Annotated in this window: 25 protein-coding genes; 10 read left to right on the forward strand and 15 right to left on the reverse strand. The window is 59.7% G+C overall.

The window, feature by feature from the left end; all coding sequences use genetic code 11:
- Window positions 1-42: 42 nt before the first annotated feature.
- Entirely contained in the window at window positions 43-618 is a 576-nt protein-coding gene (locus tag OK142_RS07470; protein ID WP_498681925.1) for a DNA-3-methyladenine glycosylase, read from the forward strand.
- Between the two features lie 4 nt (window positions 619-622).
- Here OK142_RS07470 and OK142_RS07475 read toward each other — a convergent pair whose 3' ends face one another.
- From OK142_RS07475 to OK142_RS07485, 3 genes are all read right to left on the reverse strand, one after another.
- Window positions 623-781 carry a hypothetical protein gene (locus OK142_RS07475; protein ID WP_082185744.1) on the reverse strand — a complete coding sequence of 53 codons (159 nt, stop codon included), beginning with the start codon at window positions 779-781 and terminating at the stop codon, window positions 623-625.
- A gap of 224 nt (window positions 782-1,005) precedes the next feature.
- A complete protein-coding gene (locus OK142_RS07480; protein WP_035243556.1) occupies window positions 1,006-1,203 on the reverse strand; it encodes a hypothetical protein in 198 nt (65 codons plus the stop codon).
- Window positions 1,204-1,377: 174 nt separating this feature from the next.
- A complete protein-coding gene (locus OK142_RS07485) occupies window positions 1,378-2,391 on the reverse strand; it encodes a substrate-binding domain-containing protein (protein ID WP_082185743.1) in 1,014 nt (337 codons plus the stop codon).
- Window positions 2,392-2,658: 267 nt separating this feature from the next.
- Here OK142_RS07485 and OK142_RS07490 point away from each other — a divergent pair, with 267 nt between their 5' ends.
- The 6 genes from OK142_RS07490 (at window position 2,659) to OK142_RS07515 (ending at window position 8,734) form a co-directional block, all read left to right on the forward strand.
- Window positions 2,659-3,924: an ABC transporter substrate-binding protein gene (locus tag OK142_RS07490; protein WP_003500633.1), complete on the forward strand. Its 1,266-nt coding sequence runs from the start codon at window positions 2,659-2,661 to the stop codon at window positions 3,922-3,924.
- A gap of 64 nt (window positions 3,925-3,988) precedes the next feature.
- Window positions 3,989-4,963 carry a carbohydrate ABC transporter permease gene (locus tag OK142_RS07495; protein ID WP_498681926.1) on the forward strand — a complete coding sequence of 325 codons (975 nt, stop codon included), beginning with the start codon at window positions 3,989-3,991 and terminating at the stop codon, window positions 4,961-4,963.
- Window positions 4,960-5,793: a carbohydrate ABC transporter permease gene (locus OK142_RS07500; RefSeq protein WP_020011894.1), complete on the forward strand. Its 834-nt coding sequence runs from the start codon at window positions 4,960-4,962 to the stop codon at window positions 5,791-5,793. The genes OK142_RS07495 and OK142_RS07500 overlap by 4 nt, the downstream gene beginning before the upstream one ends.
- 11 nt (window positions 5,794-5,804) lie before the next feature.
- Window positions 5,805-6,833, forward strand: coding sequence for an ABC transporter ATP-binding protein (locus OK142_RS07505; RefSeq protein ID WP_313614286.1), 1,029 nt, complete (start codon window positions 5,805-5,807; stop codon window positions 6,831-6,833).
- A 59-nt stretch (window positions 6,834-6,892) separates the two neighbouring features.
- The gene (locus tag OK142_RS07510) at window positions 6,893-7,678 is read left to right on the forward strand and encodes a ThuA domain-containing protein (protein WP_035243554.1); all 786 of its coding nucleotides are present in this window, start codon (window positions 6,893-6,895) and stop codon (window positions 7,676-7,678) included.
- Window positions 7,679-7,684: 6 nt separating this feature from the next.
- Window positions 7,685-8,734 carry a Gfo/Idh/MocA family protein gene (locus OK142_RS07515; RefSeq protein WP_444759131.1) on the forward strand — a complete coding sequence of 350 codons (1,050 nt, stop codon included), beginning with the start codon at window positions 7,685-7,687 and terminating at the stop codon, window positions 8,732-8,734.
- 195 nt (window positions 8,735-8,929) lie between these two features.
- Here OK142_RS07515 and queE read toward each other — a convergent pair whose 3' ends face one another.
- The 3 genes from queE to queC are packed head-to-tail and all read right to left on the reverse strand — an operon-like array spanning window position 8,930 to window position 10,748.
- A complete protein-coding gene (gene queE / locus OK142_RS07520; RefSeq protein ID WP_498681929.1) occupies window positions 8,930-9,685 on the reverse strand; it encodes a 7-carboxy-7-deazaguanine synthase QueE in 756 nt (251 codons plus the stop codon).
- On the reverse strand, window positions 9,682-10,038 hold the full coding sequence (queD, locus tag OK142_RS07525) for a 6-carboxytetrahydropterin synthase QueD (RefSeq protein WP_498681930.1): 357 nt from the start codon (window positions 10,036-10,038) through the stop codon (window positions 9,682-9,684). The genes queE and queD overlap by 4 nt, the downstream gene beginning before the upstream one ends.
- Complete coding sequence (gene queC, locus OK142_RS07530; RefSeq protein ID WP_498681932.1) at window positions 10,038-10,748, reverse strand: 7-cyano-7-deazaguanine synthase QueC; 711 nt, start codon at window positions 10,746-10,748, stop codon at window positions 10,038-10,040. Before queC ends, queD begins: the two co-directional genes overlap by 1 nt.
- Before the next feature lie 213 nt (window positions 10,749-10,961).
- Between queC and OK142_RS07535 the strand changes: the two genes are divergently transcribed.
- Window positions 10,962-11,099 carry a hypothetical protein gene (locus tag OK142_RS07535; protein ID WP_313610561.1) on the forward strand — a complete coding sequence of 46 codons (138 nt, stop codon included), beginning with the start codon at window positions 10,962-10,964 and terminating at the stop codon, window positions 11,097-11,099.
- Between the two features lie 259 nt (window positions 11,100-11,358).
- Here OK142_RS07535 and OK142_RS07540 read toward each other — a convergent pair whose 3' ends face one another.
- The 6 genes from OK142_RS07540 to OK142_RS07565 form a co-directional block, all read right to left on the reverse strand.
- Window positions 11,359-12,492 carry a Gfo/Idh/MocA family protein gene (locus OK142_RS07540; protein ID WP_498681934.1) on the reverse strand — a complete coding sequence of 378 codons (1,134 nt, stop codon included), beginning with the start codon at window positions 12,490-12,492 and terminating at the stop codon, window positions 11,359-11,361.
- A gap of 25 nt (window positions 12,493-12,517) precedes the next feature.
- Complete coding sequence (locus OK142_RS07545) at window positions 12,518-13,282, reverse strand: sugar phosphate isomerase/epimerase family protein (RefSeq protein WP_313615843.1); 765 nt, start codon at window positions 13,280-13,282, stop codon at window positions 12,518-12,520.
- 59 nt (window positions 13,283-13,341) lie between these two features.
- The gene (locus OK142_RS07550; RefSeq protein WP_003500593.1) at window positions 13,342-14,430 is read right to left on the reverse strand and encodes an ABC transporter ATP-binding protein; all 1,089 of its coding nucleotides are present in this window, start codon (window positions 14,428-14,430) and stop codon (window positions 13,342-13,344) included.
- 5 nt (window positions 14,431-14,435) lie between these two features.
- Complete coding sequence (locus OK142_RS07555; RefSeq protein ID WP_082185733.1) at window positions 14,436-15,377, reverse strand: carbohydrate ABC transporter permease; 942 nt, start codon at window positions 15,375-15,377, stop codon at window positions 14,436-14,438.
- Window positions 15,370-16,272, reverse strand: coding sequence for a carbohydrate ABC transporter permease (locus tag OK142_RS07560; protein WP_003500588.1), 903 nt, complete (start codon window positions 16,270-16,272; stop codon window positions 15,370-15,372). Before OK142_RS07560 ends, OK142_RS07555 begins: the two co-directional genes overlap by 8 nt.
- Before the next feature lie 124 nt (window positions 16,273-16,396).
- Entirely contained in the window at window positions 16,397-17,629 is a 1,233-nt protein-coding gene (locus OK142_RS07565) for an ABC transporter substrate-binding protein (RefSeq protein WP_498681938.1), read from the reverse strand.
- A 251-nt stretch (window positions 17,630-17,880) separates the two neighbouring features.
- Between OK142_RS07565 and OK142_RS07570 the strand changes: the two genes are divergently transcribed.
- A complete protein-coding gene (locus OK142_RS07570; protein WP_498681939.1) occupies window positions 17,881-18,603 on the forward strand; it encodes a CPBP family intramembrane glutamic endopeptidase in 723 nt (240 codons plus the stop codon).
- A 68-nt stretch (window positions 18,604-18,671) separates the two neighbouring features.
- On the opposite strand, the gene OK142_RS07575 is transcribed toward OK142_RS07570, so the two are convergent.
- Genes OK142_RS07575 through OK142_RS07585 form a run of 3 tightly spaced genes read right to left on the reverse strand, consistent with a single transcriptional unit; the run spans window position 18,672 to window position 22,810 of the window.
- Window positions 18,672-20,102 (reverse strand): mannose-1-phosphate guanylyltransferase/mannose-6-phosphate isomerase, encoded by a 1,431-nt coding sequence (locus tag OK142_RS07575; RefSeq protein ID WP_082185729.1) that lies wholly within the window; start codon window positions 20,100-20,102, stop codon window positions 18,672-18,674.
- Entirely contained in the window at window positions 20,099-20,362 is a 264-nt protein-coding gene (locus OK142_RS07580) for a hypothetical protein (RefSeq protein WP_137038920.1), read from the reverse strand. Before OK142_RS07580 ends, OK142_RS07575 begins: the two co-directional genes overlap by 4 nt.
- 18 nt (window positions 20,363-20,380) lie before the next feature.
- Complete coding sequence (locus OK142_RS07585) at window positions 20,381-22,810, reverse strand: glucose/quinate/shikimate family membrane-bound PQQ-dependent dehydrogenase (RefSeq protein WP_498681941.1); 2,430 nt, start codon at window positions 22,808-22,810, stop codon at window positions 20,381-20,383.
- Window positions 22,811-23,209: 399 nt separating this feature from the next.
- Here OK142_RS07585 and OK142_RS07590 point away from each other — a divergent pair, with 399 nt between their 5' ends.
- Window positions 23,210-24,109, forward strand: a complete 900-nt coding sequence (locus OK142_RS07590; RefSeq protein ID WP_137038922.1) for a LysR family transcriptional regulator — start codon at window positions 23,210-23,212, stop codon at window positions 24,107-24,109.
- Window positions 24,110-24,190: the final 81 nt, after the last annotated feature.

Consider the following 24,190-nt stretch of genomic DNA (forward strand, 5'->3'; position numbering starts at 1 on the left):
AAACCTGAATTCACAACGTTGGCGGAGCAGAAGGGGTTCCAGATGGATCAGGCCTTTGACCCGGAATTGCAGGAGAGGTTCTTCCTGCGCGATGCGGTGGACGTGGCCCGCGCCCTCATCGGTGCGGAGTTTCGCATTGGCAATGCTGGCGGCATCATCGTGGAAACCGAAGCCTATCACCCGGACGATCCGGCATCTCACAGCTTCAACGGTCAAACCCCACGCAACAGGGCGATGTTCGGCCCGGCTGGTCATCTTTATGTCTACCGGTCCTATGGCATTCACTGGTGCGCCAACTTCGTCTGCGCGCCGGGCTCCGCGGTACTTCTGCGTGCCATCGAGCCCCTCACCGGCATAGACATGATGAAACTGCGGCGGGGAACTGACAAGCTGAAACTTCTCTGTTCCGGTCCCGGCAGGCTGTGTCAGGCCCTGGCCATTACCGGAGACATGGACGGCGCTCCGCTGGACGCACCGCCATTTTTTATCCGCCTGCCGAAAGAAGTAGCCTCAGTGAAAATCGGCAGACGCATCGGCATCAGCCGCGCGCAGGAATATCCGTGGCGCTTCGGGCTTGAAGGTTCGTCGTTCGTCAGCAAGAAATTCGAACGGGACTAGACGACTATAGTACCTTTGGCGGCTGGTCGTTTTCGTCGGGGTTCGGTGTCGGCGCTTCATCTGGCAACCGGTCGGGTTCCGGTTCCTGCACCGGTGGAATATCGGGCTGCGGCGGCACCGGCATCGGCGGTTCGGGATAGGGCTCGACTGGAACAGCGGGCATTGCGGCCTCCTTGCGTCAACGCTCTTAGTCCTGAACGGATCGGGACTGCGTTTTAGGGACAACGCATTGCGCCGTCGATTTCAGGCGGCGCAACACCCAATTCGCCCATCGGTCAAATGCCGGTCAGGTCCCTTCGGTCCGGTTGCGCCGCCCGGTGGGTCGTGAAAGGAGAACGCGGGGAAAGCCGGTCCGTTCCGTTTTTTTGGAGAGCTTTTGGCAGTGGCTCAGGCAAAACCGAGCGCGCTGCGGGAAATATCGCGGTTTTCGCAATAGTCGCGAGAATGGGCCTCATGGCCATGTTCACGGGCCGTTGAACGGGTAAGTTCCGGGCTTGGAACGTTGAGAAGCGCATCGGCATAGGTGCCGGTTGCTTCCACATCATCGATCACAGGCTGCTGTTGCGGTTTTAGAAATTCAAACATCCATCGTCCTCCTTCGACACGTCCCCTCAACGCGCCGGCCCAAGTCCTGTTCCATAACGAACATGACAGTTCCGATTATACATGAGATGGCGTCGACGTATAGATGACGAAAGGCGAACGCTCTCAACTGACGTTCACAAAATGGAGTGGAATCAGTGAGCTATGGCGAGAAGTTCAGGCTGGGCCGACTGACTCCCGCAAGATCAGTTCGACAGGCCACAATTCCTGAACCTCGCGGACCGGACGGCCGCCAACGATCTGCAAAAGCAGGTCCGTCACGCGCATACCCGCCATGCGCATCGGCGACCGCGTGGTGGAAAGCGGCGGCATCATGCTCTGTGGCGTCAGATAGGGAAAAACGTCGTCATGGGCGATGACGGAGACGTCCTTGCCGATCGTCAGACCCAGCTGGCTTGCGGCGCGATAGACCCCCTGCGCCGTCATCATCGCGCCCGCGACAAAGGCGGTCGGGCGTGGCGTCTGCTCCAGCAACGAGCGGGCGAAGCGGAAAGCGGCTTCCTCACTGAAATGCTCGCTCATCATCAAGCGCGGGTCCGGCGTGATGCCATGGGTCGCCAGCGCATCACGAAAACCCTGTTCGCGGTCCTGCACAAAAGTACGGCCGGTCGGACCGTTGATCAGTGCGATGCGACGGTGGCCGCGCTCCAGAAAATGGATCGTCGGGCGATAGGTCACATCATGATTGTCGATATCGAGCCAGGCATGCTCGAAAGGCGTCTTCGAGCGGCCATGCACGATGAAAGGTATGCCAAGCCTGTGGAGCAGCTCAATACGTTCGTCTTCCGGGCGCGGTGAATGCACGATGATGCCATCCACACGCCCGCTCGAAGCAAGCCTGCTGAAAATCGCCAGCTCTTCGTCGATATTATTATCAACGGTCACGCTGACGAGAATATCGGTCTCTTCGCCTTCGAGCCGGGTCGCCATTCCGCCCATGAATTCCGAAAAGAAATGCCCGCCGCCCGAACGGCCCATGACGACGCCGATGGCGCCCGCCCTGCCGGTCGCCAGCCTGACAGCATTGGCATTTGGCCGGTAGCCGTACTTCAGCGCAGCCTCCATCACCCGCCGGCGCGTTTCCTCGCGCACCTCGGGATAGCCGCCCAGCGCGCGGCTGACGGTGGTGGGCGACAGCCCGACCTTTTCTGCGAATTCCTTGAGCTTCATGTTTTTTGCCAATTTGCCACTGCATGCGTTGCCGCCGCGGATTTTTCAAGCCGACAAAAATTGAAAACGATTTCAATTTTTCTTCACCTGAAACCTTACAGGTCACTATTCTGAAAGGCAAACCCCTAAAATCCCACGCCAAAACACCCGATTTCCCCACCATTAGAAAGAGTATTGACAGACTGCCTGGCTTTTGCGAGCCTCGCATCAGTCAAAAGCGCTTTCAATTTTGAGGATGATCGGAAGCGTCAACGGAGGAGTTTGACAATGAATATTTCCATGAAGACTTTGTTCCTGTGCGGCAGTGTACTTTCTGCAGCCGTTTCCGCTCAAGCCGCCGAACTTTCCATCGCCGCCAATTCCACAGGCAAGAACGTCGCGTTCTTCCGCGAGCGGATCGCCGCCTTTGAGAAAGAGACCGGCCACAAGGTCAATCTCGTCACGATGCCTTCGTCGTCCAGCGAGCAATTCAGCCAGTACCGGCTGTGGCTTGCGGCCGGCAACAAGGATGTTGACGTCTACCAGACAGACGTGATCTGGGCGCCGCAGCTGGCCGAACAATTCGTGGATCTGACCGAAGCGACAAAGGATGTCATCGGCGATCATTTCCCTTCCATCGTGGCATCGCAGACCGTGGACGGCAAGCTCGTCGCCATGCCGATGTTTACCGACGCACCCGCCCTCTTCTACCGCAAGGACCTTCTGGAAAAATATGGCAAGCAGCCGCCGAAAACCTGGAAAGAGCTGAGCGAAACCGCCAAGGAAATTCAGGACAAGGAGCGCGAGGGTGGACAGAAGGACCTCTGGGGCTTCGTCTTCCAGGGCAGCGCCTATGAAGGCCTGACCTGCAACGCGCTGGAATGGATCGCATCCGCCGGCGGCGGCCATATCGTCGAGACCAATGGCGATATCTCCATCAACAACGAGAAAGCCGCAGCCGCGATTGAAGCGGCCAAGGGCTGGGTCGGCACCATCGCGCCGCAGGGCGTGCTTGCCTACAAGGAAGAGGAAGCACGCGGCGTCTGGCAAACCGGCAATTCCGTCTTCATGCGCAACTGGCCCTATGCCTACGCACTTGGAAATGGCGCCGACAGCGCCATCAAGGGCAAGTTCGGCGTCACCCCGCTGCCGGCCGGCGAAGAGGGTGCAGCGCCCGCTTCGACACTCGGCGGCTGGAACCTTGCCGTTTCGAAATATTCCGACGACAAGGAAGCCGCCATTCAACTCGTGAAATTCCTGGCGTCGAAAGACACCCAGAAAATGCGTGCGATCCAGCTTTCCAACATGCCGACGATCGCTTCGCTTTACGACGACAAGGATGTTGCGGAGGCACAGCCCTTCATGCCGACATGGAAGCCGATCTTCGAGACCGCCGTTCCTCGCCCATCCGCCTCCGCCAAGGTGAAATATAACGAGGTTTCCGCCAAGTTCTGGGGCGCTGTTCACAACACGCTCTCCGGCAACGGCACGGCGGCGGAAAATCTCGAACTTCTCGAGGTTGAACTGACCGATCTCAAAGGCAACGGCTGGTAATCCGGCTCGCGCGGGACATGGTCATTCATGATCGTTTCCCGCGCCCCAACCGCGAGATATACCCATGAACGACACCGCCATTCAAAGACCGGTCGTGGCATCTGCCACCGGCTCCGATCTGCAGTCGGAAAGACTGAAATCCGCCTGGCTGTTTCTTGCCCCGACATTTCTGGTGCTTGCGATGGTGGCCGGCTGGCCGCTTGTGCGCACCGTCTGGTTCAGCCTCACCGACGCGTCCCTCACCAATCTCGAGGGCGCGCAATTTGTCGGCCTCAAGAACTATCTCACCTGGATCACGCTCAGCAGCGGCCGCACCATCTATCGCGGCCTGCTGGCAGATCCCGCATGGTGGGGTGCGGTTCTCAACACGCTGAAATTCACCGTCGTTTCCGTCAGTCTCGAAACGGTGCTCGGCCTCATCGTCGCGCTGGTGCTGAATGCCGAGTTCAAGGGGCGCGGCCTCGTCCGCGCCGCCATCCTCGTGCCATGGGCCATTCCCACCATCGTCTCGGCGCAGATGTGGGCGTGGATGCTGAATGACCAGTTCGGCATATTGAACGACCTCTTCCTCAGTCTCGGGCTGATCTCCCACAAAATCGCATGGACCGCCAATCCGGATACCGCAATGGTCGCCGTCCTGATCGTCGATATCTGGAAGACGACGCCATTCATGGCGCTGCTCATCCTCGCCGGCCTGCAGATGGTTCCGAAGGACATGTATGAGGCGGCCAAGGTGGATGGCATCCATCCCGTAAAAGTGTTCTTCCGCGTCACTTTGCCAATGATCCGCCCGGCGCTCATGGTCGCGGTCATCTTCCGTATGCTGGATGCGATGCGCGTCTTCGACCTCATCTACATCCTGACGCCGAACAACGCCCAGACCCGCACCATGTCGGTGCTGGCGCGCGAGAACCTGTTCGATTTCGACAAGTTCGCCTATGGCGCCGCCGCCTCCACCATGCTGTTTCTCATCATCGCCTCGATCACCGTGATTTATATGTGGCTCGGGCGCGTCAACACCGATGGAGCTTCGCGATGACCCTGCCAAGCATCCTGAAAACCACCGCCTTCTATGCGCTGGTCGCCATCATCATGGTGATTTCGGTATTCCCGTTCTACTACGCGATCCTGACGAGTCTTAAATCCGGCTCGGCGCTGTTCCAGGTCAATTATTGGCCGCGTGAATTCTCGCTGACCAACTACAACTTCGTCATCGGCAACGGCACGTTCCTGCGCAATCTCGGCAATTCGCTGTTCGTTGCATCTTCAGTCGTCGTACTGTCGCTGTTCCTTGCGGTGACGGCGTCATATGCCTTGGCTCGGGTTCGCTTCCGTGGCCGCTCGCTGCTGCTGCTCACCATCCTCTCGGTTTCGATGTTCCCGCAGATCGCCGTTCTCGCCGGCCTGTTCGAACTGATCCGCTGGGCGGGAATCTTCAACACGCCCTTAGCGCTGATTTTCTCTTACATGATCTTCACCCTGCCCTTCACGGTGTGGGTGCTGACAACCTTCATGCGCGACCTGCCGATCGAGATCGAGGAAGCGGCGATCGTCGATGGTGCGACGCCATGGGTCATCATCACCCAGGTCTTCATGCCGCTGATGTGGCCGGCGCTCGTCACGACAGGGCTTCTCGCCTTCATTGCGGCATGGAACGAGTTCCTCTTCGCGCTCACCTTCACCTCATCGAACGAGCAGCGCACGGTGCCGGTCGCCATCGCGCTCCTGTCGGGCGGCTCGCAGTTCGAAATCCCCTGGGGAACGATCATGGCCGCGTCCGTCATCGTCACAGCACCCCTCGTCGTCCTCGTTCTGATCTTCCAGCGACGCATCATCTCCGGCCTCACCGCCGGCGGCGTCAAAGGCTAGGAGAAAACCAAATGACCACCATTCAACTGCGCGATCTTCGCAAATCCTTCGGCGCTTTCGATGTTATCAAGGGCATCGACATGGATATCCGCTCCGGCGAATTCATGGTCTTCGTCGGTCCTTCCGGTTGCGGCAAGTCCACGCTTCTGCGCCTCATATGCGGGCTGGAGGAAATTTCCAGTGGCACGCTTTCCTTCGACAGCGAGACGGTCAACCGCCTGCCGCCCGCCAAGCGCGGCGTCGCCATGGTCTTCCAGTCCTATGCGCTTTATCCGCATATGACCGTGTTCGAGAACATGGCCTTCGGCATGAAGCTGTCAGGTGCCGACAAGGAACAGCGCCGCAAGCGCGTGGAAGCAGCGGCCGAGATGCTGCAGCTCACGCCCTATCTGGAACGCCTGCCGAAGCAGCTTTCCGGCGGCCAACGCCAGCGTGTCGCCATCGGCCGCGCCATCGTGCGCGACCCGAAGGTGTTCCTGTTCGATGAACCACTCTCCAACCTCGATGCGGCGCTGCGTGTCGCAACCCGGCTGGAGATCGCCAAGCTGCACCGCGAGATGCATGATACGACGATGATCTACGTCACCCACGACCAGGTGGAGGCCATGACGCTCGCCGACCGCATCTGCGTGTTGCGCGACGGCCGCGTCGAACAGATCGGCACACCGCTGGAGCTTTACGAAAGCCCGGTCAACACCTTCGTTGCCGGCTTCATCGGCTCGCCGAAGATGAACTTCCTTGCCGGCAAGTATGCCGAGACGGAAGGTGCCAAAACCATCGGCATCCGCCCCGAACACATCACCATCACCACCGGCGAGAACGGGTGGGGCGGAGAGATCGTGCATTCGGAAATGCTCGGATCTGACAGCTACATCTATGTCGAGATTGGTGCCGGCGAGCCCATCGTCGTTCGCGAGGAGGGCGTGACCGGCCGCAAGCCGGGCGAGCGCGTCGCCATCGTGCCGGATGCGGCACAGATCCACCGTTTCGATGCCGAAGGCCAGGCACTCGCCCGCAATCCCGCCCGGGGTGCGGCCTGAACATTCAACTTTTCGCCGGGGATCACCCAAGATACCGGCTTTCACCGAGGAGCATGAAAATGACCATCAACACCGTTGTATGGGGCGAAAATATCCACGAACACATCAATGAGACGGTGCGTTCGATCTATCCAAACGGCATGCACAACACCATCGCCGACGCGCTGAACAAGAACCCGGAGATCAACGCCACCACCGCCACGCTGCAGGAGCCGGAACACGGACTTTCGCAGGAGCGTCTGGACAAGACCGACGTGCTCGTCTGGTGGGGCCACAAGGACCACGGCGCGGTTCAGGACGAGATCGTCGAGCGTGTCGCCAAGCGCGTCTGGGAAGGCATGGGCCTCATCGTCCTGCATTCCGGCCACTTCTCCAAGCCATTCAAGCGGCTGATGGGCACGCCCTGCGCACTGAAATGGCGCGAGGCCGGTGAACGCGAGCGTCTGTGGACGATCAATCCGCGCCACCCGATCGCAGCCGGCCTGCCCGAGCATTTCGAGTTGGAAAACGAAGAAATGTATGGCGAGCAGTTCTCCGTTCCGGAGCCGCTGGAAACCGTCTTCATCTCCTGGTTCCAGGGCGGTGAAGTCTTCCGTTCCGGCCTCACCTGGCGTCGCGGCGCGGGCAATATTTTCTATTTCCGCCCGGGCCATGAGACCTATCCGACCTATCACGACGCCAATGTGCAAAAGGTCATCAGCAATTCGGTGAAATGGGCGTATAATCCGGCCGGCGCACTGACGAGCATCCACGCTGCCCCCAATGTTCCCGTCGACAAGGCGCTGGAGCCGATCGAGGAACGCGGCCCCAAGCTGCACAAGGCAGGCGAAGCAGGTTACAGGTAAAAAGCCATGAGACTTCTCATTCTCGGAACCGGCGGCATGGCCAACAACCATGCCACCTATTTCTCTCAAATCCCCGGTGTCGAACTGGTGGCTGCGGTGGATGTGGACGATGTGGTGGTGCGGGGCTTCGCGCTCCGCCACAACATTCCGCTCTCCTTCACCTCGCTGGATGACGCCATAGCCTGGGGTGAATTCGACGCGGCGGCGAACGTCACGCCTGACGCTATCCACCATCCGACCAGCCTGAAGCTGCTGGCGGCGGGCAAGCACGTCTTCTGCGAAAAGCCGCTGGCGGAAAACTACGCCAAGGCCGCCGAAATGGCCGATGCGGCCGAGAAGGCTGGCCTCGTCGCCATGGTCAACCTCACCTATCGCAATGTCGCCCCCTTGCAGGCGGCACGCGAAATGGTGCTGGCGGGCAAGATCGGCAAGGTACGCCATCTCGAAGCTTCCTATCTCCAGAGCTGGCTCGTTTCCAAGGCCTGGGGCGACTGGATGACGGAGAGCAAGTGGCTGTGGCGGCTTTCCACCAAGCACGGCTCGAACGGCGTTCTCGGCGATGTCGGCATCCACATTCTCGACTTCGCTTCCTATGGCGCGGGCAGCGATGTGGAGCGCATCTTCACGCGGCTGAAGACCTTCGACAAATATGAGGGCAACAGGATCGGCGTCTACGATCTCGACGCCAATGACAGCTTCACCATGACCGCCGAACTGGAAAACGGCGCCATGGGCGTCATCCACGCCAGCCGCTGGGCGACGGGTCATCTGAACGAACTCCGCCTGCGCATCCATGGCGACAAGGGCGCGCTCGAAGTCATCCACACGCCGGATTATTCCAGCCTGCGGGCCTGCATCGGCGAAGACGTGGAGAAGGCTGTCTGGAAAACCATCGATGTTGAGCCGGTGGCGACGAACTACGAAAAATTCGCCAAGGCAGTGATGGAAGGCGGCCCCGCCGATCCGGATTTCCGTCATGCGGCTAATCTGCAGAAGGTGCTCGATCTGTCGATCATCGCGGATCGGGAGAGGCGCGAGCTGGCCGTTTCGGCTTGATTTGCGAAAGTGCGGCGGCGCAAGCCGCCGCATGGATTGCTGCAAAGGGCGCTCCTCGCTCTCCGTCACCCCGGACTTGATCCGGGGTCCAGCGCGATCAAGTCTTTGATCGTAAAAGACTCTTTTCACGGCGCAGACGCGCCGTGGCTGGATGCCGGATCAAGTCCGGCATGACGGAGGGAACTTACAATTTCCTCAAACCCCGCGCTTATTCCCCCACAATAACACATGCAGCTGCGGCAGCACCCGGGCTGAAAACCAGCGATCTTTGCTAACCTTGTCCACCAGCCACAACATCCGGTCCATCACCCCTTCGGTATCCACACGCGCATCGTCATCATCCGGCGGCGGCGGAGTGTGGTTGCCGGGCTGGAGATAGACGGGCAGATGCGGAAAACGCGTGGATGCCATCTTGGCATAGGCATAATCCGCATCATCGAAGACCACGATCTTCAGCGCCACCTGCGGTCTCTCGCCGGCTGCGGCAAGACAGTTTTCGAATGCCTGCCAGTCCGTTTCCATACCGCTCGATGGCGGTTTGGGGCTCAGCACCAGATGGTCGAGATCTGCGAACCAGTCTTTCGCGATGCTGCCCTGCGTTTCCAGCGCGAAACGATAGCCCTCGCTTTGCCCCTTCGCGATCAAGGCCCCGAGCGGCTGGATGGCCGGATTGCCGCCTGAGAGCGAGACTGTCAGCGGCACGCCGCCGGAAAACCGCCGCACCTCCTGCCAGATCGCCTCGACCGGCATCGGTTTCCACGTGTCGCGATACTCGCTGTCAACGGCATGCAGCGTATCGCACCAGGAGCAGCGGTAATCGCAGCCGCCTGTGCGCACAAAAACGGTCGGCAGACCGATCAGCACGCCTTCGCCCTGAATGGTCGGCCCGAAGATTTCGCTGATGCGGATCGTGGTTTCCTTCGCTGCAATCTTGTGCGCAGCCGCCGTCATGGCCGGTATTCCGCCCAGGTCTTGGCGGTTTCGCTGACCCGCACGGCGCTGGTTTCCGGCAGGCGATCCTTGCACCAGTCATAAAAATGCTTGGCCAGGCATTCCGCCGTCACCCGGTCATGGCCGAGAACGTCGTTCAGATGGCGATGGTCGAAATGATCGTCGATATAGCGCTTCAGCGGTGCAAGCTCGTGATAGTCGCGCACGAAACCGTGCTCGTTCAGCTCCTCACCTGATAGTTCGACCTCGACGATGTAATTATGCCCGTGCAGACGGTTGCACTGGTGGTCGGCGGGCAGGCTTTTCAGCTGGTGCGAGGCGGAAAAGTGAAATTCCTTGGTGATGCGGAACATCAGCGCACCTCCTGCGCCGCATAGGCATGGGTGGCCGCCACCCAGAAATCCGGGTCTTCATAGTCGGTCGGATCGGTAACGCCGGCCAGATGAAAGGCCTCGCGCCGTTCCACGCAGGTGCCGCAGCGGCCGCAATGGCGAAAGCCGCCCTTGTAACAGGACCATGTTTCCCCAAACGGCGTGCCGTATTTCACGCCGTCGGTGACGATCGCCGCTTTGGAGACCGTCACATAGGGCGCGAAAAGCTTGACGTTGGCATAACCTTCCAGCGCATGTGCCTGCATGGCGTTGAAGCTGTCGATGAAGCCCGGCCGGCAATCGGGATAGATGAAATGGTCGCCGCCATGCACGGCAATCGCCACCGCATCCGCCTGTTGTGCTGCGGCAAGCCCGAAGGCGATGGTGAGCATGATGGCGTTGCGGTTCGGCACCACGGTGGAGCGCATGGTCTCCTCCGCATAATGTCCGTCCGGCACCGCAATGTCGTCCGTCAGCGCCGAGCCAGTGAGATGCGCACCGATGGTGCGGATATCGATGACATGATGCGGCACACCGAGACGCCTTGCGCAATCGGCGGCGAAATCCAGTTCCTTCTTGTGGCGCTGACCATAATCGAAGGAGACGAGAGCGAGAAGTTCTTGTTCCGCCGCGATTTTATGCGCAAGCGAAACGGAGTCCAATCCGCCGGAGCAGATGACGATGGTTTTCATAAGTTGGGATCCCTTGTTTTGACCGGGTGGGCTGCGACCGGATTACGGCGCGGCTTTAAACCAAAGCGCGGGATTTGTGAAGGGCTTTGCCGAATTCGCGGGAAATCCGCTCCATCACGAAATCGCCCCGCCGCAGAAACAATCGGGACATATGCCGGAAACCGGCGCGATCTAGAACGATGACGAATTCACTGTTCTTGAAGGGTTGTGTCAATGATGGCGGCTGATAAGATTCTGTTTTCGCTGAGCAATCTCAGCTCTCTTGGCACCGGCGTCCTGATGGCGATGGCGGGCATGCTTTATATCACGCTCACCATTCGCGGGCTGATCGCCGCTCTCCGCCATGGATAGGGCACTCGAGCCAAAACGTCATCGGTTCAGGCGCAATCTCACAACCGGCCTCCTCGTCGCTTCTGCAGCGCTCGTCACCGCCACCGGCATAGCTTCGTTCGTGTTCCTGATCTGGATGGTCAGGACCGTTGCGCGCTGGCTGGATCTTTTTATCGGGCTGTGAAGTCGAATGAACACGCGACGCTCGCCACTAAATGGCAGAGCGGAAAAGGCCCGGCGAACTGGCAGTGCGCCGGGCCTTTTTTCATTGGCTGTGCGCTCAGCGCAGCAGCGCCTGCGCCTCCTCGATACCGAGCGCTGCCGGCTGGGTGCAGGTCGTTCTCATCTCGATGAAGCGCCCTTCTTCCCCGGATTTGAGGATCGAGGTCATCACATCGATGCCGTGCAGGGAGCGATCCAGCGAGCAGCGGGCATCGCGACCCTCCAGAATGGCGATTGCCATATCGGCAAGGCCTGCGGTGCGATAATTGGCGCGCGGTCCATTCGGGCTCTCCTGATTGGCGATGCCGAAGGGATGCGCCCAGTCTTCAAGCGGCTGGATACCCTTGTCGCGCCCGCTTGCTTCCACCACACCGCCGAAGAAGTTCGGGTCCGGCACGTAGATCGAGCCTTCCGTGCCATAGAGCTCCATATTGGCGTGGCGATGCGACCAGACATCCCAGCTTGCCGAAAGCGTGATCGTCGCGCCGTTCACGAATTCCAGCAGGGCATGGATATTGGTCGGTGTTTCAACCGGGATGATCTCGCCGTTCAGCGGCTGGCTGGTCACCGTACGGGTGGGGTTCGCCATGCTGGTCAACGCACCGACGCGCTTCACCGGACCGATGAGGTTGATGAGATTGGCGATGTAGTAGGGACCGAGATCGAGGATCGGCCCGCCGCCCTTCAGGAAGAAGAAGCCCGGATTGGGGTGCCACATTTCCATGCCGGGGCTCATCACATGGCAGGTGCCGGAGGTGATGCGCCCGACCTTGCCCTCATCGATATATTGCCGGGCAAGCTGATGCGCGCCGCCAAGGAAAGTATCCGGCGCGCAGCCGACGGAAAGCTTCTTCTCCCGGGCGATGCGCCGCAATTCCTCGCCTTCTTCCAGCGAAAGCACCAGCGGCTTTTCTGAATAGACGTGTTTGCCCGCCTCAAGTGCGGCTTTCGACACCGGAAAATGCGCGGCGGGAATGGTGAGGTTTACCACCACATCGATGTCCCTGTTGGCGAGCAGTTCTTCGATGGACTGCGCGGTAACGCCGAATTCTTCTGCCTTCAGCTCCGCCGCATTGCGGTTGAGGTCAGCGCAGGCGAGCACCTTGATGCCCTTGAAGAGCGGTGCCAGCGAGAAATAAGCAGACGAGATATTGCCGCATCCGATGATGCCGACGCCAAGATCTCTGGCCATGATCGAAACTCCGAAAAATTGAAACTCAATAGGCTTTGAAGGAAGCGATCGAGCGGGTGATCAGCCGGTCGATATCCTTCGGATTGTCGTGCTCCAGCACAAAATGTTTCGTGGCCGATTTTGCCTTGAGCATGGCGACAATACCCTTCCAGTCGACTGTACCATGACCGAGATCAGCCCAGCCATCCTCATCCGTGTTTTCGCCCGATGGCGCGATGTCCTTCACATGCACGGCGGTGATGCGCTTGCCATAGCTTTCGACCCAGGCGAGCGGATCTGCATTGCCTTTGATAATCCAGGCGATATCCGCCTCCCATTTCAGGTCCGGGCCGCCGGCAAGGATCTGCTCCTGCGGGGTGGAGCCGTCGCCAAGCGCCTTGAACTCGAAATCGTGGTTGTGCCAGCCGAAGGTCAGCCCGGCGTCGACGAAAGGCTTGCCCGCCTCCTGCAGGCGCTTGCCGAAGGCGAACCATCCGGCCGCATCCGCCGGGCGCTGGTCAGGCATCAGGTAAGGGCAATAGATCGCCTCCACGCCGAGAACCTTGGCGATATTCAGGGCCTTTTTCGGATCGCCCTCAAGAAGGTCGAGGCCGAAATGGCCTGTCGGCATGGCAAGACCGTTGGCGTCCAGTTCGGCACGCAGGCTCTTCAGCCCGGCGTCATCCAGTGCGGCGTACATGGCGCCATAACCTTCAACCTGTTTGTAACCGGCGGCCGAAAGTTTCTTCAAAATACCGGAAAAAGGCTGGAAATTGCGGGCGCTGTAAAGCTGAAAACCGAGTTCTGTCATTGTCTCCTCCATAGAGATGCTGGGTCTTGGGAAAGGGTGTGGGGGATAAGTTGCAGCGTCTAAAGCCGCTCCTCGCTCTCAGCGTCGAACAGCGAGGCCATCGTCAGGTCGAGGCCGAGGCGGACCTTGGTGCCCGGCGAAAACCGCCTGTGGCCGCCAACGCGCACGGAAAGTGTATGGCCGGCATGTTTCAGCCAGATCAGATTGTCGGCGCCCATCGGCTCCTCGATATCGACCACTGCCTCATGCACCTCGCCGCTGACGATATCGGCATCGACGCGCACATGTTCGGGGCGAACGCCCAGAACCACCGCGCGGCCGGCGGCAAGCGGCGTCTCCGGCTGATAACCGTCCAGCGAAAAGGTGACGCCGTTGGTGGTGAAGACCACATTGCCGTCTTTCTCGATCAATTCGCCACGCAGGAAATTCATCGAGGGCGAACCGATAAAGCCGGCGACGAAGAGGTTTCTCGGCTTGTTGTAGATGGTGACGGGATCGGCTAGCTGCTGGATGACGCCGCTTTTCATGATGGCGATGCGGTCCGCCAGCGTCAGCGCCTCGATCTGGTCATGCGTTACGTAGATCATGGTGTTCTTCAGCGCCTGGTGCAGCCGCTTGATTTCGACGCGAAGTTCCGAACGCAGCTTGGCGTCGAGGTTGGAGAGCGGCTCATCGAACAGGAACACATCCACGTCGCGCACCAGCGCCCGGCCGATCGCCACGCGCTGGCGCTGGCCGCCGGAGAGCTCGGCAGGCTTGCGCTTCAGCAGCGGCTCGATCTGGAGTATGCCGGCCGCCCTTTTGACGCGGCGGTCAATCTCCTCTTTCGGTACCTTGGCGACCTGAAGGCCGAAGGACAGGTTCTTTTCGACAGTCATCTGTGGATAGAGCGCATAGGATTGAAACACCATGCCGATGCCGCGATCCTTCGGCTCTTCCCAGGTAACGTTGCGGTCCTTGATGAAGATTTGCCCATCGGTCGGCTCCAGAAGGCCGGCGATGCAATTGAGAAGGGTCGACTTGCCACAGCCGGAAGAGCCGAGCAACACGAGGAATTCGCCGTCATAAATATCGAGATTGAGGTCCTTCAGGACGGTAACGGCACCGAAGGACAGGGAAAGATCGCGGATGGAAACGCTTTTATTCATATAGCTCAACCTTTTACTGCGCCGGCAGCAATGCCGCGGACGAAAAGCCTGCCGGAGACGAAATAAACGATCAGCGGCACGGCACCCGTCAGAAGCGTGGCGGCCATGTTGACGTTGTATTCCTTCACCCCCTGCACGGAGTTGACGATGTTATTGAGCTGCACCGTCATCGGGTAATATTCCGGCCGCGTGAACACCACGCCGAACAGGAAGTCGTTCCAGATGCCGGTAACCTGCAGGATCATCGCCACGACGAAGATCGGCAACGACATGGGCAGCATGATGCGGAAATAGATCTGCCAGAAATTGGCGCCGTCGATGCGCGCCGCCTTGAACAGCTCCTCCGGCAGCGAGGCGAAATAATTCCGGAACAGCAGCGTCAGGATCGGCATGCCGAAGATGGTGTGCACGATGACGAGGCCGGTCAGCGTTCCATAAACGCCCATTTCGCGCAGCACGATGACGATCGGATAGATCATCACCTGATAGGGGATGAAAGCGCCGATGATGAGGATGGAGAAGAACAGCTCCGATCCCTTGAACTTCCAGTTGGCCATGGCGTAGCCGCTGACGGAAGCGACGACGATTGAGATCACCACCGAAGGCACGAGGATGCGCACCGAATTCCAGAAGCCGCGTGAAAGCCCGTCGCAGTTCAAGCCCGTGCAGGCATTGGCCCAAGCCTTCACCCACGGCTCGAAGGTGATTTCCACCGGCGGTGCGAAGATGTTGCCGAGACGGATTTCCGGCATGCCCTTTAGCGAGGTGACGACCATGACGTAAAGCGGCAACAGGTAATAGGCGGCGGCCACGAACAGCGTGCCGTAAAGAATGATGTTGCGGCGGGAAAAGGTTTTTCTCGGCTTCCTGCCGCGCGGGCCGGAAAGGTCGCTTGCGACCGCATCGGTGGCGGCGGCGACTGTGTTCAATGTGCTGATATTAGCCACGCTTCTTGCCTCCGAATTCGAGGTAGGCCCATGGAATGACGATGATGGCGACGGTCAGAAGCATCATTGTCGAGGCGGCGAAACCCTGCCCCAGGTTCTGTGCCTGGAACATGTAGTCATAGACATATTTCGCCGGCACTTCGGACGCGATGCCCGGGCCGCCGCTCGTCTGCGCCACCACCAGATCGTAGACCTTGACGATGCCGCTCGCGATGATGACCAGCGTGGTGATGAAGACCGGACGCATCATGGGAATGATGATGAGAATATAGGTCTTCCACATCGGAATGCCGTCAACGCGCGTCGCCTTCCAGATGTCCTCGTCGATACCGCGAAGACCGGCCAGCATCAGGCACATGACGAGCCCCGTGCCCTGCCAGAGTGCGGCGATCAGGATGCCGTAAATGACAATCTGCGAATTATAGAGCGGATCGAAAGTGAAGCTTTCCCAACCGAGCGAACGAACCACGGACTGGATGCCGAATTCCGGGTTGAGCAGCCATTGCCAGACAAGGCCGGTGACAATGAAAGACAAAGCGAAGGGATAAAGGAAGATCGTGCGGAAGGTGTTTTCAAAGCGGATTTTCTGATCCATCAGCGCCGCCAGCACGAAGCCGATGACGAGGCTGAAGATCAGCGACAGAATGCCGTAGATCGCCAGATTCTGGATGGAAACGATCCAGCGTGGTGCTGCCCAGAGCCGTTCATACTGGTCGAAACCGATGAAGGTCGCACGCGGCAGAAGCTTGGAATTGGTGAAGGAATAGATCACCGTCCAGACGGTTCCGCCGAGAAAGATCACGACGGCGGTCAATATCATCGGAATGGAGGCAATCTTCGAATTGAGATTGCGGAAAAGCTGGTTGGGGCGGCCGGAGCGCGCTTTACCCGCCATGCATGACCCTCCTGTAACGTTGCAGTTGATCAGTACAGAACATCAAGATCGCTTGTACCGGCGCGTACTGTACGGTCGTCATTGATCGGGGAACGGCGAACCGCTCCCCGTCCGGAGATCACGGTCAGTCAGCCGAACCGATAATGCCTGCGAAGCGCTTCTGCCCATCTTCCGCCGACATTGAGCCCGCGAAGAATTCCGCCATCAGGTCTTCCTTCTGTTTCTGCGTATCGGCGGAAATCAGCTGGTCGGTGCTGGTCAGAGCATTGCCCTTGGCCAGAATTTCCAGACCCTTCTTCATGCAGTCGTTGGCGGCATTGAGGTCGACATCGCCGCGGATCGGCAGCGAACCTTTCTTGAGGTTGAAGGCGACCTGGGTTTTCGGATCGACGATGGTTTCAGCCAGAACGTCCTGCGCCTTGGATTTCGCCTCGTCTTTCAGCAACGGGAAATAAAAGGCGTCACCGCCGGTGGTGATATAGTCGCTGAGGCCGAGACCCGGCAGGCAGGTGTAATCTGTGCCAGCCTTCTGGTTGGCAAGCTGGAATTCACCCTGCGCCCAGTCGCCCATGATCTGGCCGCCAGCCTTGCCCGTTATGACCATGTTGGTGGCCTGGTTCCAGTCCTGAACATTGGTCCCCTTGGCCATCTCGCGTGCTGCGACAGCCGCTGCGAAGATCTTCGCCATATCAGGACCGGCCGCCGCTTCGGCATCCTTGTCGCCATAGACCTTCTGATAGAGGTCCTTGCCGCCGATCGAGAGCGTCAGCGTGTCGAACAGGCCGTTGGCCTGCCATGCCTGCCCGCCAAGCGCGAGCGGCTGGATACCGGCTTTTTTCAGCGCCGGCGCGGCTGCAACGAACTCCGTCCAGTTCTTCGGAACCTCGACACCCGCTTTCTTAAAGGCTTCGTTGGAAAGCCACAGCCATTGCCAGGAATGAATGTTGACCGGGGCGCAATAGATCTTGCCGTCGATGGTGCAGCTGTCGAGCAGGCTTGCGGGCTTGATGACGTCTTTCCACTTGCCCTTTTCGGCAACGTCGCTCAGGTCGCGCATCAGGCCGGCCTGCACCAGCTCTTCCGCCTGTCGGCCGTGGTTGAACTGGGTGGCGCCCATCGGGTCGCCGCCGGTGATGCGGCTGATCATGATCGGGCGGGCTGTGCCGCCAGAACCGGCGATGGCGCCATCCACCCATTTATTGCCGGTAGCATCGAAGGCCTTGGCAAGTTCGGCGACGGCGGCAGCTTCGCCGCCCGATGTCCACCAGTGGGTCACCTCAAGATCCGTGGCCCCCGCCATGCCCGCCGGAATCATTACACTGGCCAAAAAGGCCGCAGAAATAACACGCATTCGCATGAGTCTCCTCCCTCACTGAAACGTTGCAGTTGGAACGTATGCGAAGATTTTTGATTAGGCAACCGCCTTAGATACGATTCTCAAAAGCGCTCCCGGAGGTGTTTCAGCCAACCGCGGACCACACCGGATGGCCGGGCAGCAAGCGGGATTCAACAACGTAACCCACAGGTAATGCAGGCGTTTTACAAGGTTTCGGAACTAGGCTCCGGCCTTAACCGCCAACCCCAAGGGACAAACAGGTGAAAGCGACAATGAAACGTTGGCACATTCTTTTGATCACCGGATTGACGGGTGTCGCATCGCTTTTGCTTGCAACGTTTGAGCAGCTTGCACCGGGACAGCAGCTATCCTTTCAGATAAGGCTGCTGATGCTCATCCAGCCGGCAATCCTGACCATTGCGGCAGTGGCGATCGGTCAGGCCTTGGCGGGAAGAGTCGGGCTTGGCACGCCGCTAATTGATGCTTTGGTGCAAGGAGGCAGCTTGCGCGCAGTGTTGCGGAGACAGGCGTTGCCCGCATTGTCGGCGGGTCTTGCCGTCGGCCTGCTGATGATTGCCTATTCGACAGTAATTCTGTCTGCGGTTACGGATGCTACGACCAAGGCGATAATGACCGCTTTTCCCGTTCCGCTGGCGACGCGAATTCTCTACGGTGGAATAACGGAAGAGCTTCTGACCCGATGGGGCTTGATGTCATTTTTCGCATGGGCGCTCTGGCGCATGGCGGGAAGGGGCCAGCTACGTCCTGCTATGCTGTGGGCCGCCATCCTGGTTGCGGCAGCCCTTTTCGCGACGGGCCACCTGCCCTTATTGTTTGCCATTACAACCGATCCGCAACCTTCGCTGATCGTCGCAATCCTGATCGCCAATTTTATCCCGGGCGTGTTGTTCGGGTGGCTTTTCTGGCGTCGGGGACTGGAGGCGGCGATGCTCTCCCATGCCTTCGCCCATTGCGTGAATGCGCTGGCCACCTGAGCAGGTGAAATGGCGAGACGGGCTGCGGCCCGTCTCGGCTCTAGGATGCGGCGTCGGCACGCACGATCCTACTGTCTCTTATAATCATCCTCGATGCGGATGACATCATCCTCGCCGATATAGGCGCCGGTCTGGATTTCCACCAGTTCCAGCGGAATCTGCCCCTCATTGGCAAGCCGGTGCGGCTGGCCGATAGGGATATAGACCGACTGGTTTTCCGTCAGCAGCCGGGTTTCCTCGCCGATCGTCACCGTCGCGGTGCCCTTGACGATGATCCAGTGTTCCGAGCGGTGGTAATGTTTCTGGAACGAGATGCGGTGGCCAGGATCGACCGTGATGTGGCCCACGCGGTAGCGCTCGTCGACATACATGTGTTCGATGTAACCCCATGGACGATAGACCCGCTTGTGAGATTGCGTGCGCGGCGCATGTTCGCCATCCTTCAGCCTCTCCACCAGGCCTTTCACATCCTGCACCCGGTTTTTCGGCACCACCAGAACCGCATCCTTGGTGGCCACCACCACCAGATCCTTTGCGCCCACCACCGTCGTCAGCAATTGCGTGGAATGGATCAGGCAACCCTCGGAATCGATGAAGACGCCATCGCCTTCGAGCGCATTGTCATTGTCGTGCTTTTCGGCGATTTCCCAGATGGCATCCCAGCTGCCAATATCCGACCAGCGGAAATGGCCGTGCACCACTGCCATGCGTTTGGTCTTTTCGATCACCGCATAGTCGATGGAGTTTTTCGGCGAGGCCTCGAAACTTGCCTGATGCAGGCGCACGAAGCCAAGGTCGCTTTCATATTGCTCAACGGCTTGGGTCACCGCCGCAAGAATCTCCGGCGCGAAGGCCTTGAGTTCGGCGATCATCACGTCGGAGCGGAACAGGAAGTTGCCGGAGTTCCAGAGATAACCTTTTTCCAGATAGGAAATCGCCGTCTTCACATCCGGCTTTTCCACGAAGGCATCGACGGTGCTCAAATCTTCTTCGCCATCGATCGCCTCACCCGGCTTGATATAGCCGTAGGAAGTGCGCGGCTCGGTCGGCACCAGACCGAAGACGACGATGTTGCCCTGATCGGCGGCTTTCGCGCCAAGCTTCACGGCCTCGGAGAACTTGTCGGCATCGAGAACCACATGGTCGGCGGCAAGCGCCAGCACCAGACATCCGGGCTCACGACGTTCAGCCAGCACGGCGGCGGCGGCCATGGCGGCGGCGCTGTCGCGGCGGGCGGGCTCGAGAACCACCGTTGCTGGCAGATCGATCTCTTCCGCCTGGCGGCGGGCGAAGAAGCGGAAATCCTCGTTGGTGATCACCAGCGGCTCGGAATAAAGCGTCTTGTCACCCACCCGAGTCAATGTCTGCTGATAGGTCGAAAGATTGCCGACCAGCGGCTGGAACTGCTTGGGTAACTGATCACGCGATACCGGCCAAAGCCGCGATCCCGCCCCGCCTGCAAGAAGAACCGGCGTGATCTTTCGAGAATGTGCGTTCACAACAAAACCTTTCCAACTAAAAAATTCCCGGCGCGCCGGACAATATACATATTTGCCAATACCGCCATCATCGGTTCGCGGGCGGATAAGCGCAAGCTCATAAATCCGCCTTGTGAAAGCTTGGTGAACAGCGGACCGTGTTTGCCGACGGACCGTTTTGCTAACGCCAGGCAGAAGGTGAGGTTCCCTGCGCGGGATCGGTCACACCCACTCGCGGCAAAGAAAAACCCCGGACCAACGGCCCGGGGTTGCGTTTTCATAATGATGAGCCGTGAGTATCAGTTCGGCAGGGCATAAGCGATCACATAGTCGCCACGGTCGGGCGACTGGCGGGCGCCGCCGGCCGAGATGACGATATATTGCTTGCCGGTCTTCGGAGACTTGTAGCTCATCGGGCCGCCCTGGCTGCCGACCGGAAGGCGGGCCTTCCAGACTTCCCTGCCGGTCGCCGTATCGAAGGCGCGCAGATAATAATCCTGCGTGCCGGCGATGAAGACCAGGCCACCCTGGGTTGTAAGCGTGCCGCCGAGGGTAGGCATGCCGATCGGGATCGGCAGGCCCATCTTGATGCCGAGCGGACCCGTATCCTCAACAGTGCCGACCGGCACCTGCCACTTGATCTTCTGGGTCTTCATGTCGATCGCCGTCATCGTGCCATAGGGCGGAGCCTGGCAGGGAATGCCGAGAGCCGAGAGGAAGCGATTCTTGTCGACGGCATAGGGTGTGCCCTTCATTGGTACCAGACCCATGCCCGTATTGACGCTTTCGCCACCGCTCGCCGTCGCCTTGGTCGGAGCGGCCTCCTTCATCTGGATCCACAGGCCGAGGCGCATGTCGTTGACGAAGATGGTGTTGGTGGTCGGGTCTGTTGAAAGACCGCCCCAGTTCATGCCACCGAGCGAACCCGGGAAGCTCAGCGACACATCCGTGCCGGGAGCGGTGTAGAGGCCTTCATAACGCATGCCCTTGAAGGCGACGCGGCACAGAAGCTGGTCGAAAGGCGTCGCCCCCCACATATCGGCCTCGGTCAGCGTCTGCGCGCCGATCTGGGGCATGCCGACCGAACGCGGCTGGGTGGGCGAATAAGGTTCGTTCGGAATGTTGGCCGCCTTGACCGGCACCTCCTCCACCTTCGTCAGCGGCTGGCCCGTTGCCCGGTCCAGCACGTAGATCTGGGCGGCCTTTGTGCCGAAGACCAGAGCCGGAACGGTCGTACCATCAGCCTTCGGGAAATCGATGAAGCTTGGCTGCATCGGCACGTCGAAATCCCAGAGGTCGTTATGAACGGTCTGGTACACCCACTTTTCGCGTCCCGTCGTGGCATCGAGCGCCAGCATGGAAGCACCGTATTTATGGTCGAGCGGCGTGCGCGTTGCGCCATAGAGATCGACCGAGGGGCTGCCGACCGGCATAAAGACCGTATTCAGCTCCGGATCATAGGACATGGACGCCCAGACATTCGGTGTGGAGCGGGTATAGGTCTGGCCCGCAGGCGGCAATCCGGTGATTTCGGGATTACCGGGATCGAAAGCCCAGCGAAGCGCACCCGTCACCACGTCGAAACCGCGCATCACGCCGCCAGGCATGTCCACCTGCACATTGTCGGCAATGCGTCCGCCGACGACAACTGTGGTGCCTGCGAGCGTCGGTGCCGATGTCAGCACATATTGCGGATCCGGCGCGTCACCGAGGCCGATCTTCAGATCGACGCGGCCATTGGTGCCGAAATCCGGGCAGAACGCGCCAGTGTCGGCATCCAGTGCGATCAGTTCGGCATTGATGGTGTTCATCAGAATGCGGCGTTGGCAAAGTGCGCCGTCGGCAACGATTGCCGGTGTGACAGGTGTCGAGCCCGGCGCCGTAGGCTGCTTCAGCGGCGCCTTGGCATCGAAATAGGCAAGGCCGCGGCAACGCATCCAGACGGTCGATTTCGCATTGATTTCCGTCTTCCACTTCTCAGCGCCGGTATCGGCATCGAGAGCGATGACATTGTTGTGCGGCGTGCACAGGAACACGGTGTCGCCAACCTGCAGCGGCGTTTCCTGATCTTCCGCACCGTTTGCGCCGGGGCTGATCGGGGTGTCGCCGGTACGATAAGTCCATGCGACCTTCAGGTTCTGGACATTGTCACGGGTAATTTCGTCAAGCGCGACAAAGCGGCTGCCGCCCGCCGTATTTCCGTAATGCTCCCAGTTCTTCTGCTCCGTTTCCGGCGTCACCGGTTTCAGCGCAGCGACTTCACCATTAAACGCAACGGTCGGATGCGGCACGAACATGCCGGCAATGCCCGCGCCGGACGCGATGGCGAGAACCGCAGCAAGTGCAAAGGAAGCACCATAAGCGGGTGTCTTGCCGGCCGCACGACGCAGCAGCGGGTAAGAAAGGGCAACGACCGTGGCCCCCACGCCCAGTGCCAGCAGGCGAGAGATGAGCGGCCAGAAGTGCAATCCTGCTTCCCAGAGCGACCAGGCGCCGGTGAAGATGACGACGAGACCGAATAGAAGCGCGCCGGCCGGTTTGCGCAAGACGATCAGCAAGCCGGAAACGATCAGCGCGATACCCGCCGTGATAAAGTAGAGGCTGCCGCCAAGTGCCGCGAGCTTGCCGCCGAGAATGGCGAAGAACAGACCCGCAGCGACGATGACCGCGCCGAGCACAAACAGCCATATTCTGGCTGGAAGCGACGTTGAAGTTGCTGGTTTACTCATGGAATGAATGTCCGGTTAGGAGAGCCGCCTTGAAGGCTGACGCCCGATGATCGTTCAACGCCCGGAAAGACCGGGACAGTCCGCCGCATGCGCGGCTGAGCGCGGATACGATGAGGGCGGCGCGGCTGAACGGGGAACAATGGTGGGGAAGACTTCCGTCGTGACTGTCATTTTGACCCATTCACTGCAGGTAACCGCCGGCCCGATGGGCGGCGGACAAGGTGCCAGAACAAATCCTCCCCGGCCCGGACCGCAACGCCCGCTTGCGGGCGGGCGGCGATCAAAACCTTGGGCGCGGTATAACGTCGCCTGCGACAAGATGACAATGCGCAAGACAGGCAATTTTGATAAGTTACGCTTATACCATACCAAACCGACAACACAAAGACCTGTCCGCCGATGGATATTCGCCAACTCACGATCTTCGTGGAAGCCGCAAGAGCCAGAAATTTCCGGGCCGCCGCCCTGCAGCTCGGCATTGCCCAGCCTGCCGTGACACAGCGCATCCGGCAACTGGAGGAAAATCTTGGGTTCAAACTCTTTCACCGCATCAATCGTGGCGTGGAGCTCACCCCGGCTGGGCAATCCATGCTGATAGAGGCGGAAGAAATCCTTGCCCGCACCCGTGGCGCGCTGGAGAAGGCGCACCAGATAAGGCGCGGCCAGCTTGGTACGCTGCGCATCGGTTACGGCACCAGCGTGATGGCCGAACGCAAACTGCCGGCACTGATTACCCGTTATGGCAGCGATCACAGGGAGGTCACGCTGGAACTTCTGCCCGGCATGACGATGGAACAGCTGATCGATCAGGTGGCGACGCGCAAGACCGACGTCGCCTTTGTTCGCGCGCCCCTTCCCCAGCTACCACAGACCTTGCGGGTCATGCCCTTCGACAGGTCAAAACTGTGTGCAGCGCTGCCGGAACGGCATCCGCTCGGCACCCGAGCGAGCGTTTCGATTGGCGATATCGCACAGGAAAAACTGCTGCTGCCGGTTGACGAGATCGGCCTTGGCCTCAGCAGCAGCGCGCTTTCGCTTTTTGAAGATGCTGGCTGCGAGCCGCAAATCGGCATGCGCATCGCCAACGTCAATACCATCCTTGCGCTTGTGGAAGCGGGTGCGGGAATTTCCATCCTGCCGGAAAGCACGGTACGCTCCACAAGGGGCATCACCGGCGTCCCGCTGGAAAGCGCCGACGCCTGGTCAGATTGCGTGCTGGTTGTCCGGCGCGGCGCGCTTGCGCTCCATGTCGAAGCCTTCGTGAATATGGCGCGACAGGCTTACCGATCCATTCTCTAACACCAACCCCATGGACTTAATCGATTGAATCGGCCGCAAATTTCATCACGGCTAAATTTGCTGCAGTGAACAACATTCAAG

The organism is Agrobacterium sp. BT-220-3 (assembly GCF_025910175.1).
Classification (GTDB): domain Bacteria; phylum Pseudomonadota; class Alphaproteobacteria; order Rhizobiales; family Rhizobiaceae; genus Agrobacterium; species Agrobacterium oryzihabitans.